9 protein-coding genes are annotated in these 12891 nt (G+C 73.8%); 1 reads left to right on the top strand and 8 read right to left on the bottom strand.

What is annotated here, in order from left to right:
• Positions 1 to 92: 92 nt before the first annotated feature.
• Positions 93 to 2129, bottom strand: a complete 2037-nt coding sequence (gene gyrB / locus LFA75_RS11215; protein ID WP_225233720.1) for a DNA topoisomerase (ATP-hydrolyzing) subunit B — start codon at positions 2127 to 2129, stop codon at positions 93 to 95.
• A gap of 311 nt (positions 2130 to 2440) precedes the next feature.
• On the opposite strand from gyrB, the gene LFA75_RS11210 reads away from it, so the two are divergent.
• Positions 2441 to 3337: an NAD(P)H-binding protein gene (locus tag LFA75_RS11210; RefSeq protein WP_225233719.1), complete on the top strand. Its 897-nt coding sequence runs from the start codon at positions 2441 to 2443 to the stop codon at positions 3335 to 3337.
• Between the two features lie 10 nt (positions 3338 to 3347).
• Here LFA75_RS11210 and LFA75_RS11205 read toward each other — a convergent pair whose 3' ends face one another.
• The 7 genes from LFA75_RS11205 to dnaA all read right to left on the bottom strand — a co-directional run bounded on the left by LFA75_RS11205 (position 3348) and on the right by dnaA (position 12311).
• Positions 3348 to 5108, bottom strand: a complete 1761-nt coding sequence (locus LFA75_RS11205) for an ABC transporter ATP-binding protein (RefSeq protein WP_225233718.1) — start codon at positions 5106 to 5108, stop codon at positions 3348 to 3350.
• Positions 5105 to 6115 (bottom strand): hypothetical protein, encoded by a 1011-nt coding sequence (locus LFA75_RS11200; RefSeq protein ID WP_225233717.1) that lies wholly within the window; start codon positions 6113 to 6115, stop codon positions 5105 to 5107. Before LFA75_RS11200 ends, LFA75_RS11205 begins: the two co-directional genes overlap by 4 nt.
• Before the next feature lie 43 nt (positions 6116 to 6158).
• Complete coding sequence (locus tag LFA75_RS11195) at positions 6159 to 6668, bottom strand: DUF721 domain-containing protein (RefSeq protein WP_225233716.1); 510 nt, start codon at positions 6666 to 6668, stop codon at positions 6159 to 6161.
• Positions 6661 to 7863 carry a DNA replication/repair protein RecF gene (gene recF / locus LFA75_RS11190; RefSeq protein WP_225233715.1) on the bottom strand — a complete coding sequence of 401 codons (1203 nt, stop codon included), beginning with the start codon at positions 7861 to 7863 and terminating at the stop codon, positions 6661 to 6663. Before recF ends, LFA75_RS11195 begins: the two co-directional genes overlap by 8 nt.
• 19 nt (positions 7864 to 7882) lie before the next feature.
• Positions 7883 to 8806, bottom strand: a complete 924-nt coding sequence (gnd, locus tag LFA75_RS11185; RefSeq protein ID WP_225233714.1) for a phosphogluconate dehydrogenase (NAD(+)-dependent, decarboxylating) — start codon at positions 8804 to 8806, stop codon at positions 7883 to 7885.
• A gap of 109 nt (positions 8807 to 8915) precedes the next feature.
• Positions 8916 to 10070: a DNA polymerase III subunit beta gene (gene dnaN / locus LFA75_RS11180; RefSeq protein ID WP_225233713.1), complete on the bottom strand. Its 1155-nt coding sequence runs from the start codon at positions 10068 to 10070 to the stop codon at positions 8916 to 8918.
• Positions 10071 to 10604: 534 nt separating this feature from the next.
• On the bottom strand, positions 10605 to 12311 hold the full coding sequence (gene dnaA, locus LFA75_RS11175) for a chromosomal replication initiator protein DnaA (protein WP_225233712.1): 1707 nt from the start codon (positions 12309 to 12311) through the stop codon (positions 10605 to 10607).
• Between the last annotated feature and the right edge of the window lie 580 nt (positions 12312 to 12891).

The following is a 12891-nucleotide window of genomic DNA, read 5'->3' as shown; positions in this document are numbered from 1 at the left end:
ACATGGGGTTGGGACGACGTCCGAGTGGCGGGCGGGTGGACGGTGGGTTACCACACCGTCCACCGGGACCCGGATCAGCCCGGATCGCCCCGCTAGACGTCCAGGAAACGGACGTCCTTGGCGTTGCGGGTGATGAACGAGCGGCGGGCCTCGACGTCCTCACCCATGAGGACGCTGAAGATCTCGTCGGCGGCGGCGGCGTCCTCGAGGGTCACCTGGCGCAGGATCCGGGTCTCGGGGTTCATCGTGGTCTCCCACAGCTCGCCGGCGTTCATCTCGCCGAGCCCCTTGTACCGCTGGATCATCTCCTCCTTGACCTTGCGGCCGGAGTCGGCGCCGGCCTTGACCAGCGCGTCGCGCTCGCGGTCGGAGTAGGCGTAGTCGTCGTCGTGCTTGCCGCCCCACTTGATCTTGTACAGCGGGGGCTTGGCCAGGTAGACGTACTGGCCCTCGACCAGCGGCCGCATGAACCGGAACAGCAGGGTCAGCAGCAGAGTGCTGATGTGCTGGCCGTCTACGTCGGCGTCGGCCATCAGCACGATCTTGTGGTAGCGGAGCTTGGTGATGTCGAACTCGTCGTGGATGCCGGTGCCGAAGGCGGTGATCATCGACTGGACCTCGGTGTTCTTCAGCACCCGGTCGATGCGCGCCTTCTCGACGTTGATGATCTTGCCGCGGATGGGCAGGATCGCCTGGAACATCGAGTCGCGGCCGGACTTCGCCGAGCCGCCGGCCGAGTCGCCCTCGACGATGTAGACCTCACTGCGGGCGGGGTCGGTCGAGCGGCAGTCCGACAGCTTGCCGGGCAGGCCGGAGACCGACAGCAGGCTCTTGCGGGCCAGCTTGCGGGCGTCCTGCGCCGCGCGCCGGGCGCGGGCGGCCGAGCTGGCCTTGGTGATGATGACCTTGGCCTCGGCCGGGTTGGCCTCGAACCAGTGGCCGATCTGCTCGTTGCAGACCCGCTGCACGAAGCCCTTGACCTCGGTGTTGCCCAGCTTGGTCTTGGTCTGGCCCTCGAACTGGGGGTCGCCCAGCTTCACCGAGACGATCGCGGCCAGGCCCTCGCGGATGTCCTCGCCGGAGAGCTTGTCCTCGGGCTTGTCCTTGAGGATCTTCTTCTCTACGGCGTACCGGTTCACGATCGAGGTGAGCGCCGCGCGGAAGCCCTCCTCGTGGGTGCCGCCCTCGTGGGTGTTGATGATGTTGGCGAAGGTGTGCACGGACTCCGAGTAGGACTCCGACCACTGCATCGCGACCTCGAGGCTCATCGCGGTGTCGTTCTTGCCCACGCCGTCGGCCGCGAAGCTGATGATCGACTTGTGGATGGGGCTGCGCTTGGCGTTGACGTGCTTGACGTAGTCCGACAGGCCGTCGACGTAGCGGTAGCTGACCTCGGTGGCGGTGAAGGGCTTGTCGTCCTCGGCGGCGGGCTCGGCCTCGCCGGTCAGCAGCTCGTCCGCGGCGGCCTCGGCGGCGACCTGGGTGCGCCGCTCGTCGCGCAGGATGATCGTCAGGCCCTTGTTGAGGAAGGCCATCTCCTGCAGGCGGCGACGGATCGTCTCGTAGTTGTAGACCGTGGTCTCGAAGATCGAGGGGTCGGCCCAGAAGGTGATCGCCGTGCCGCGCTTCTTCGTGTCCCCGACCGTCTGCAGCGGGCCGGGCACCGTGTCGGTGTAGTGCTGGAAGTACTCGACGCCGTCGCGCCAGATGTTGACGTCCAGGGTGGTCGACAGCGCGTTGACCACGGTGACGCCGACGCCGTGCAGACCGCCGGAGACGCCGTAGCTCTTGCCGTCGAACTTGCCGCCGGCGTGCAGGATCGTCAGCACGACCTCGACGGTCGGGCGCTTCTGCACCGGGTGCTCGTCGACCGGGATGCCACGGCCGTTGTCCTCGACCCGGACCCCGCCGTCGTCGAGCAGGGTGACCCGGACCGTGTCGCAGTAGCCGGCCAGCGACTCGTCGACCGCGTTGTCCACGACCTCCCACACCATGTGGTGCAGGCCGCGCTCGCCGGTGGAGCCGATGTACATGCCCGGGCGCTTGCGGACGGCCTCGAGACCCTCGAGGACGGTGATCGAGCTACCGGAGTAGGAGTTCTGCTCGGCAGGCTTGCCGGATCCAGCCACGTGGGGCCCTTCTTCTCGCGCGACGCCGCCGGCCGCGGGCACCGGCGCCACCGGGGAGGGTGACGGGCGCAGGACGGCGCTCAGCGGGCTGCTGGCGGTGTGACCTCTCGATCATACCGGGTCCATCGACCCAGGAGGCGCCGTCCACGCCCTGAGGTCACCCCTGACGCACCAGGAGGACCTCGACCACCACCGGTGTTGCCCCGGCCGACGAAACTCAGTTCCTCGGCCCCGTGGGGTGGTCGCCGGTGAGTGCCTCGGGCCACCGCCGCTCGGGGGCGCGGTTCCACGTGGAACCGCACACTGCAGCGGTGCACAGCCTGGTCACCGGCGCGTCCGGCCACGTCGGCGGAGCCCTCGTCCCCGCCCTGCTCGCCGCCGGCCACGAGGTCGCCGTCCTGACCCGGGACGCCGACCGCCTGGCCGACCGGCCGTGGCTGCCCGACGTGCGGGTGGTCGTCGGCGACGCCGCGGACGACGACGCGCTGACCCGGGCCTGCACCGGGGTCGACACCGCGTACTGGCTGGTCCACGCCCTGGACGCCGGTCCGGGCTTCGCCGCCGCCGACCGGGCGCACGCCCGCGGCCTGGCCCGCGCCGCCCGCCGGGCCGGGGTCGGCCGGCTGGTCTACCTCGGCGGACCCCGCCCGGTGGACGAGCCGCTGTCGGACCACCTGCGCTCCCGCGAGGAGGTCGGCGCGCTGCTGCTGTCCTCCGGAGTGCCGACGGCGGTGCTCCGTGCGGCCATCGTGGTCGGCGCCGGGTCGGCCAGCTTCGAGATGCTGCGGCACGTCACCGAGCGGCTGCCGGTGCTGCCCGCCCCGGACTGGGTGCGCACCCGGGTGCAGCCCGTGGCGCTGGTCGACGTGGTCACCGCGCTGGTCGGGTGCGCGACCCTGCCGGCGGAGGTCAGCCGGGCCTTCGACGTCGCCGGTCCCGACGTGATGACCTACGCCGAGCTGGTGCAGCGGTACGCCGCGGTCGCCGGCCTCGGCCGCCGCCGCTTCCTGCCGGTGCCGATCCGCAGCGCGGCGCTGGCCGCGGTGGGCATCGACCTGCTCACGCCGGTGTCCCGCGACCTGGCCCGCTCGCTGGTGGAGTCGCTGGCCAACACCGTGGTCGCCGGCGAGGACGACCTGGCCGAGGTGATCGGCTCGCCCCCGCGGCTGGGCTTCGAGGACGCCGTCCGGGTCGCGCTGGCCGGCTGACCCCGCGGCCTCACACCAGCAGCTGGGCGGTGGCCAGCTCGCGGTAGAGCGGGTCGGTCTCCACCAGCTCGTCGTGCGTGCCGACGGCGACCACCCGGCCGCCCTCCAGCACCACGATCTGGTCGGAGTCGCGGACCGTGGACAACCGGTGGGCGACCACCAGCAGCGCCCGGTCCCGCGCGGCGGTCTCCAGCGTCTGCCGGAGCAGGGTCTCGTTGCGGGCGTCCAGGCTCGCGGTCGGCTCGTCGAGCAGCAGCAGCGCCGGCCGGGCCAGCAGCGAGCGGGCGATGGCCAGCCGCTGCCGCTCACCACCGGACAGCAGCACGCCGTCGTCGCCGACCAGCACGTCCAGGCCCAGCTCGGACCGGTCGACCACCGGGGTCAGCCCGACGTCCTCGAGCACCTGCCGCAGCGCGGCCTCGGGGGTGTCCGGCGCGGCCAGCAGCAGGTTCTCCCGGATGGTGCCGGCCAGCACCGGGGCCTCCTGCTCGACGTAGCCCATCCGGGCCCGCAGCACCGAGCGCGGCAGGTCGCGGACGTCGGTGCCGGCCCACCGGATGCTGCCCCCGCTGAGCGGGTAGAAGCCCTCGACCAGCGCGAGCAGCGTGGACTTGCCCGCACCCGAGGGCCCCACCAGCGCCGTCCGGGTCCCGGCGGGGACCGAGAACGAGACGTCGTGCAGCACCCGGGTGCCATCGGGGTAGTCGAAGTCGACCCCGCGCAGCTCCAGCAGCGGGGTCGGGTCACCGGCGGCGGGCAGCCGGGGCGCGGTCGTCGTCCCGGGGCGGGCGGGCCGGTCGTCGTCCTCGGGGTCCAGCGAGAGCACCTCCTGCACCCGCGCCAGCGCACCGAGCCCGGTCTGCAGCTCGGTGTAGGCGCGGATGACCTGGCCCAGCGGCTGGATGAGCAGGAAGAGGTAGAGGATGAAGGCGATCAGGTCGGGGATGCCGATCGCGCCGCTGGCGACCCGGTAGCCGCCGACGCCGAGCACGGCCAGGAACGCGCCCTGGATCGCGATGCCGGTGGCCGGTGCGACGAGTGCCTGCAGCCGGGCCACCGCGACGCCGGCGGTGAAGGCCTTCTCCGCCGACGAGCCGACCGTGACCACCTCGCGGCCGGTGGCGCCGCTGGCCCGGATGGTGCGGACGGCGGACAGTGCCCGCTCCACCGCCGCGCTCATCGCGCCGACCTGCTCCTGCGCCTGCCGGGACAGCACCCGCACCCGGCGGGCCGCCGCGATGGCGGTCCCCACGCCGATCGAGACCGACGCCAGCGTGACCAGCAGCAGCCACACGTCGACCAGCGCCATCGCGACCAGCGCGCCGATGCCCAGCACCAGCGAGCCGCCCACCTCGACGACGCCGCTGGTGACGGTGGCCCGCAGCAGCGTGGTGTCCGAGCCCACCCGGCTCATCAGGTCACCGGTGCGCCGCCGGTCGTACTCGGCCACCGGCAGCCGCAGCAGCCGGTCGGCCAGCGTGCGCCGGGTGCTGAGCACGACGCCCTCGGCGGTGCGCTGCAGCAGGTACTGCTGGCCGGCGCTGAGCACCGCCGAGGCGACCAGGACGACGACCAGCGTGGCCACCCCGGGCAGCAGCGCGGCACCGGAGCCGACGGCGTCGACCACCCGGGAGACCAGCAGCGGCTGGGCCAGGGCGGCCGCGGCGGCCACCAGGGACAGCGCCGCGGCCGCGACCAGCGCCCGCCGGTGCGGGCGCAGCAGCGGGAGCAGCTCGCGCAGCCCGGCCGACCCGACCGGGGGTGCGGTCACCGATGCGAGCCGAGGGCCGCGCCGACCGCGGCGAGGATGCGGGCGTGGTGCTCGACGAGGAGCGGGCGGTGGCCGTCGGGCCGGATCGCGGCCACGAAGCCGACCGCCGACCACAGCTCGTCGCCGTCGTCGGAGCCGAGCAGGGCCTGCCGGACCACCGGGTCCTCGACCACCCGGCGCAGCTGCGGGGAGTCCTCGGCGGCCAGCAGCCCCCAGCGGGTGTCGAACTCGGGGTCGCCGCTGGGCAGCTGCAGCGGCCCGCCGGTGCCGTGCCGCCAGAACCGGGCGGGGGTCAGCCGGAAACCGGGCAGCTGGCCCAGCACCGGTGCCGCGGTCACCGCGTGGGTGGCCACCCAGCCCCGGCCGTAGGGGGACACGATGTCGAAGGCCACCAGGTCCAGCCCGTCGGCCCGGCCGCGCAGCACGTTGCTGGGCACCTCGGACTTCGCCGGGCGCACCGGGGCCGACCGGGTCAGCTCCACCAGGACGGCGTCCTCGGGGCCGGTGCCGTCCGACGCCGTCCAGCCGTAGGCCTGGCCCCACGCCGCGAGGTCCTGCGACCCGCCGCCCTTGGGGAGGAACTGCTGCTGCACCTCCGAGAGCTTGCGGGGGCCGCGGCCGAACAGGCCACCGAGGACCCCGCCGCGCTTCTCCTCCTGCGGGGGCGCCTCGTGCGTCTGCGGTGCGTCCCACTGCTGCGGCTCGGCGCGGTGGGACTCCCACCCCTGCTGCGGGGCCGGCGGCGGGGTGGCCTCCCAGTCCTGCGCCGGCGGCTGCGCCTGGGCGGGGGGCTGCTGCGCCGGCCGGTCGGGGGCGGCGTCGGGCAGCGACCAGCCCGGCGGCTCCCACCCGCGGTCCGCCGCGCGGTCGGCGGGCTGGTCGGCGGGCTGGTCCGCCGGCCGGTCGGAGCCGGTGGAGCCGTCGCCGAGGTGGGAGGGCTCGGACCAGCCGCGCTGGTCCTCGGGTCGGTCGTCGAAGCCGCCGGAGCCGTCGCGGGGGGTGCTCATCTGCTGCTCTCTCTCGGTGGGGGTCGGACTCGGGGGCGCCGGGTCAGCCGTAGGTGTCGCGCGGACCGCGTCCCCGGACCGTCCGCGGGCCCTTCTTCCAGCTGGGTGCCGTCGGTCCGACAACGCGCAACCGGGTCACGACGTCCCCGCCCACCTGGTTGTGCAGCTTGCCCAGGATGGTCGGCGCCATCATCCGCAGCTGGGTGGCCCAGGCCGTGGACTCCGCGACCACGGTCAGCTCGCCCTCGCTCAGGGACTGCGGCGCGCAGTGCGCGGCGATGTCGGCGCCTACCAGGGCGTCCCAGCGGCCGAACACCGAGCCCACCTTGGTGCGCTCGCTCCAGTCCTCCGCGCTGACCAGGGAGTCGACCAGCGAACCCAGGGTCTGCGGGTCGTCGGCGCCCGGGTGCGGCCCGCTCCAGGACCGCCGGGGGCCGGCCACCCGTCGCCGGGTGGGCCGGGGCCGGGCGGCCGAGGCGGCCCGGGCGGCGTCCAGCGCGGCCCGGGCGATGTCGCTGGGGCGCGACGGCCGCTGCGCGGGCTGGTCAGCCATGCGACCCAGCGTCCTCCGCCGCACCGGTCAGGTCGAGCGCAGCCGGTGCGTCGTCGGGCGGCAGCACGGTCGCCGTCCCGTCGGCCACCTGCACCCGTGTCCCGCGCAGCGCGACCGGGACGTCCTCGGCCACCGCGGCCGTGATCAGGCACTGCTCGGCCGTCCGCGCCACGTCGGCCAGCGCGGTGCGCCGGCCGGCGTCGAGCTCGGCGAAGACGTCGTCGAGCACCAGCACCGGTTCCTCGCCGTCGGCGCGCAGCAGCGCGAAACAGGCCAGCTTCAGCGCCAGCGCGAACGACCAGGACTCGCCGTGGCTGGCGTAGCCCTTCGCCGGGGCCGGGCCCAGGTGCAGCACCAGGTCGTCGCGGTGCGGGCCGACCAGCGTCACGCCGCGGTCGACCTCCTCCTTGCGCCGCTCCTCCACCCGCCGGGCCAGGGCCGCGGTGAGGTCGGCCGCGCTGGGCACGCCGAGGCCGGGCAGGAACGCCGTCCCGTCGCCGGCCAGCGGCACGGTGCTGGTGTAGCCCAGCCGGGCCCGGTCGGCGCCCTCGCCGGCGACCCCCTCGTAGGCCGCGCCGACGTGCGGGTCCAGGTCGGCGGCCAGCTGCAGCCGGGCGGCCAGCAGCTGCCCGCCGAGGTCGGCGAGGTGCCCGTCCCAGACCTCCAGCGTCGCGATCGCCCCGCCGCGGGCCAGCTTCGCGGTCTTGAGCAGGGCGTTGCGCTGCTTGAGCACCCGCTCGTAGTCCGACCGGACGCCGGCCAGCCGCGGCGTGCGGCTGACCAGCAGGTCGTCGAGGAACCGGCGGCGCTCGGTCGGGTCGCCGCGGACCAGCGCGAGGTCCTCGGGGGCGAAGAGCACCGTCTTGACCAGGCCGAGGAGCTCCCGCGGGCGGGGCAACGGGGAGCGGTTGACCCGCACCCGGTTGGCCCGGCCGGGGTTGATCTCCACCTCGACCAGGAGCTCCCGGTCGTCCTTGCGCAGCGCCGCCCGGACGACGGCCTGCTCGGCGCCGTGCCGGACCAGCGGGTTGTCCGAGGACACCCGGTGGCTGCCCAGCGTCGCCAGGTAGCCGACCGCCTCGACCAGGTTGGTCTTGCCCTGGCCGTTGCGGCCGACGAAGACCGTCGGACCCGGCGTCAGCGGCAGGTCGACGGACTCCCAGCTGCGGAAGGACCCCAGCTGGAGATGTCTCACGTACAACGGGCGGGGCCCATCAGGCGGGGTCTTCGACCTCGCGGGCCTTGACCGCGTGGCCACCGAACTGGTTCCGCAGCGCGGCGACGGCCTTCATCGTCGGGCTGTCGTCCTGGCGGGAGGAGAACCGGGCGAACAGCGACGCCGAGATCGCCGGCATCGGGACGGAGTGCTCGATCGCCTGCTCGACGGTCCAGCGGCCCTCGCCGGAGTCGGCGGCCCAGCCGGTGATGTCGTCCAGGCCCGGGTCCTCCTGCAGCGCGCGGACCAGCAGGTCCAGCAGCCAGGAGCGGATGACGGTGCCCTGGGTCCAGGAGGCGATGACGCCGGGGACGTCCTCGACCAGGTCGACGGCGGCCAGCAGCTCGTAGCCCTCGCCGTAGGCCTGCATCATCGCGTACTCGATGCCGTTGTGGACCATCTTGGCGAAGTGGCCGGCACCCACGGGGCCGGCGTGCACGAAGCCCGCACCGGGCACCGAGGCACCGGTCTCGTCCTGCGGCGCCGGCGGCTTCAGCGCGTCGAAGACGGGCTGGACCTTGGCGACGTCCTCCTTCGAGCCGCCGACCATCAGCGCGTAGCCGTTCTCCAGGCCCCACACGCCGCCGGAGACGCCGGCGTCGACGTAGCCGATGCCCTTGGTGGCCAGGTCGTCGGCGTGGATCTTGTCGTCGGTGAACTTGGAGTTGCCGCCGTCGACGACGACGTCGCCCTCCTCGAGCAGCTCCTTGAGCGCCGAGACCGTCTGCCGGGTCGGGTCGCCGGAGGGCACCATCACCCACACCACGCGCGGCGCCTGCAGGGCGCCGACCAGCGCCTCGAGGCTGTCGACGTCCCGCTTGCCGGGTGCGTTGTCGTAGCCGACGACCTCGTGGCCGGCGCGGCGTACGCGCTCGGCCATGTTGCCGCCCATCTTGCCCAGTCCGATCAGGCCCAGCTGCACAGCGGTTCTCCTCGAGTCGGTGTCGTCCCGGAGCAGGCTGCGCTGCCCTCCGGCGTCGTCGTGCCCATCGTGCTCGCCCCGGTCCGGGGCCGCGCGGCGGGTGCCGGGGTCAGCCCGGGAGCCGCACCGGCATGATCAGGGAGCGGTAGGAGCCGGGGCGGACGACCCCGTCCTCCCCGGGCTCCTCGTGGCCGGAGAGCACCGCGGGCTTGAGCGCGCTGGTGAAGTCCATCCGGGCGCGGTCGGTGTGCACCGCGGCCAGCCCGTCGAGCAGGAACGTCGGGTTGAAGCCGATGGTCAGCGGGTCGCCGTCGAAGTCGACGTCGCAGCTCTCCTCGGCCTGGCCGTCGTCGTCGGTGCCGCCCGCGCGCAGGGTGACCTGGCCGGGGGTGAACTCGCAGCGCAGCGGCGTGCCGCGCTCGGCGACCAGGGCCACGCGCTTGGCCGCGTCGGTGAACAACCCGACTGGCAGCAGGGCGTGCGACGCCGACTCGTTGGGCATGATCGCCCGGTACTTGACGAACTCGGCGTCCAGCAGGCGGGTCGTGGTCTGCCGGTCCTTGCCCGACAGGCCCAGGATGCCCTCGCCGGACCCGCCCGAGGACAGCGAGAGGACGACCTCGGGGCCACTCGTCAGCGTCTTCGCGGCGTCGGCCAGCGTGCGGGCGGGCACCAGCACCGCCGCGGACAGCCCGGAGGTCTCCGGCCGCCAGGCGAACTCGCGGACGGCGAGGCGGTAGCGGTCGGTGGCGGCCAGGGTGACCCGGTCGTCCTCGATCTCCAGCCGGACGCCGGTGAGCATCGGCAGCGTGTCGTCGCGGCCGGCGGCGACGGCGACCTGGGCGACCGCCTCGGCGAACGCGTCGCTGTCCACCACGCCGGCGGTCGAGGGCATCGACGGCAGCGAGGGGTAGTCCTCCACCGGCAGGGTCGGCAGGGAGAACTTGGCGTTGCCGCAGCTGATCGCCAGCCGCGCACCCTCCGCGATGACCTCCACCGGGTGCGGCGGCAGCGCCCGGGTGATCTCGGCCAGCAGTCGGCCGGGCACCAGGGCACGGCCGTCCTCGGTGGAGCTGACGTCGATCTCCGCGCGGGCGGAGACCTCGTAGTCGAAGCCGGAGACCGACAGCGAGCTGCCCTGCACCTCCAGCAGGATCCCGGCGAGGACGGGGACCGACGGACGCGGCGGCAGGCTGCGCGCCGTCCACGCCACGGCGTCGGCGAGCACCTCGCGTGCCACCCGGAACTTCATCTCGTCGTCCACCCCTGCTCGTCGTCCGGCTCTCCTGCGGCGGTCAGTCTCCCCTGCCGCAGGGGCTGCCGTCGAATGCCCCTCCCCGACCCCACCGCTGCCCTGCTGCTCCCCGGATCGACTCGTCGACCGGGCCTGCACACCCAGGGTGTGGTTCGAGAACTCCTGGGAAGAGATAGCTCATCACCGTCATCACAGGTGTGGGTACTGGGGACCGAGGCCGTCGGCGCAGGTCAGGGCCGGTGGGGGCCTGTTCGCACGGTGTGGGCCGGTGACCGTCCACCTGGGGTCGACATGGGGATGAATCGGCTCCCGTCCACCGGCGACCGCCCCGCTCCACCCCTGGTCCACCCTCTCTCCCGCCTGGACCCCCGGGTCCGTCCCCAGCACACCCGTCCGGGGGACGGACCCGGGGAGAAGCTGGGTACGGAGGCGGTCGACATGGGGATCCGGTCTCCCCAACCTGTGCACAGCTCTGGGGACAACCGGCCTTGTCGACTCCCCCGCACGCGCTGCGCGCGCACGGGGCCCCTGGGACATGGCCGGTTACTGCCTCGCGCGGCTCTTGATGCGGGCGGTGAGCTCGGTGACCTGGGTGTAGGTGGCCCGGCGCTCGCCCATGAGGCCGGTGATCTTCTTGACCGCGTGCATGACCGTGGTGTGGTCCTTGCCGCCGAACGAGGCACCGATCCGGGGCAGCGACAGCTCGGTCAGCTCGCGGCACAGGTACATGGCGATCTGCCGGGCGTTGACCAGCGTGCGGGAGCGGTTGGCGCCCTGCAGCTCCTCCATCGTCACGCTGAAGTACTCGGCGGTGGCGGCCATGATGATCGCCGCGGTGATCTGCGGGCCCTGCTCGTCGCTGATCAGGTCCTTGAGCACCAGCTCGGCCAGGGCCAGGTCGACGGGCTGCTTGTTCAGGCTGGCGAAGGCGGTGACCCGGATCAGCGCGCCCTCGAGCTCGCGGATGTTGGTCTGCACCTTGCTGGCGATGAACTCCAGCACCGGGTCCGGCGCCTGCAGCCGCTCGCCGTAGGCCTTCTTCCGCAGGATCGCGATGCGGGTCTCGAGGTCCGGCGCCTGGACGTCGGTGATCAGGCCCCACTCGAAGCGGGTGCGCAGCCGGTCCTCCAGGGTCGTCAGCTTCTTCGGCGGACGGTCCGAGGTGATGACGATCTGCTTGCTGGCGTTGTGCAGCGTGTTGAAGGTGTGGAAGAACTCCTCCTGGGTGCGCTCGGCGCGCTCCAGGAACTGGATGTCGTCGATCAGCAGGAAGTCGATGTCCCGGTAGCGACGGCGGAAGTCCTCGGCCCGGCCGGAGTGCACCAGGTTGATGAACTCGTTGGTGAACTCCTCGGTGGAGACGTACCGGACCCGGACGTCGGGGAACATCCGCGCCGCGTAGTGCCCGATCGCGTGCAGCAGGTGGGTCTTGCCCAGCCCGGAGTCGCCGTAGACGAACAGCGGGTTGTAGGCCCGGGCCGGCGCCTCGGCGACCGCGACCGCCGCGGCGTGGGCGAACCGGTTGCTGTTGCCGATGACGAAGCTGTCGAAGACGTACTTGGGGTTGAGCCCGAGGTCGCCGCCGCCGGAGCGGCGGTCGTTGCCGAACTGGGACGGCGCACCGTCGCCGGACCGGCGGCCGCGGGTGCCCTGGTCGGGCGACCCGGTGTCGTCGGCGTCCCAGGGAGCGGGCCGGCGGGGATCGGAGCGCGGGGAGTCCCAGGGGGCACCGTTGCCGCGGGACCAGTCGCGGCCGTCGCCGGACTCGGGCAGCCAGACGTCGCTGCGCGGGGCGTCGGTGCGCACCCCGAAGGCGCTGCGGCCGTCGTCGAGCTGGGCCCGGGCGGCCCGGTCCTCGGCGTCCCGGTCCCGCTCGGCGCGCTCGCGGGCGTCGGCGTCGCGCTGGTCGCGGTCGGCGCGCTCCTCGCGGTCCCACCCGGGACGGCGGGGCTCGTCGAGCACCGGTGCCGGGTCGGCCGCCGGGGCGGGCGGTGCGTCCTCGAGCTGGACGGCGACCTTGGTGTCCCGGCCGAACTCCGCGGTCAGCGCCTCCGTGAGGGCGGTGCGGATCCGCGACTCGAGCACCGTCTGGGTGAACTCGTTGGGGGCGGCGAGCACGAACACGCCCTCCACCAGGCCCAACGGCCGGGTCAGGTTGAGCATGGCGTTCTGCTGGCGGGGCAGGGCGCCGGCCCGGCGGTCCCGGGTCCGGTCCCCGACCGGCCCCAGTTCGCTGGTGGTGTCGGCCATCGACTCCTGTCCCCTTCCGTCCCCGTGGTGCCTGCTGCCCGTCCCCCGTGCGGCCCGCCGTCCCCGGTCGGGTCCACCGCTGTGGACCGGGGCAGGCAGCCAGGTCCACACCGCTGTCCACAGAGTGTGGACGACGGGTGGGGACGTGCTGTGGTCGATGGTGGCCCGGCCGGCGTCCTGCGAACGATCCGCCCAGCTCAGCGAGCTGTGGGTGGGTGTGGAACGAACCGGGTGCCGGGTGCGGTCCGAGGCTGTGCAGACCGCCTCCCGAGACCGTTCCGACCGGGGCCGAGCGAGGCGACGCTAACAGCACCGTCCACAGGCGGGCAACGACATCGGTGTGGTTCCACCGGGCCGGTCCGGGGCCCCGCGGGCACCCCGGCCGGGTCCTGCCGACCCCTCCCCGTCGCCCGTCCGCCGCAGGTCACGCCGACTCGGCTATGCTCTGGGACGTCTGTGGACAGCGGACGGTCGCAGCGTGCCCGGCACGCGGTCGACCGGACGTGGCCGCAGCACCACCAGCCTCGGTGCGGGCAGGGGTCGCGACAGCACGTCGTGCGTGACCCCCGACCTGCACCGC

The organism is Klenkia terrae (genome assembly GCF_900491935.1).
Classification (GTDB): domain Bacteria; phylum Actinomycetota; class Actinomycetes; order Mycobacteriales; family Geodermatophilaceae; genus Klenkia; species Klenkia terrae.
The sequence above is the reverse complement of the archived record's forward strand: the minus strand, read 5'-3'. Positions and strand labels throughout refer to the sequence as shown.

Bases quoted from the DNA above. Each gene is read 5' to 3' on its own strand.
- LFA75_RS11195 (WP_225233716.1), bottom strand. From the start codon at position 6,668: ATGGCTGACCAGCCCGCGCAGCGGCCGTCGCGCCCCAGCGACATCGCC.
- LFA75_RS11200 (WP_225233717.1), bottom strand. From the start codon at position 6,115: ATGAGCACCCCCCGCGACGGCTCCGGCGGCTTCGACGACCGACCCGAG.
- dnaA (WP_225233712.1), bottom strand. From the start codon at position 12,311: ATGGCCGACACCACCAGCGAACTGGGGCCGGTCGGGGACCGGACCCGG.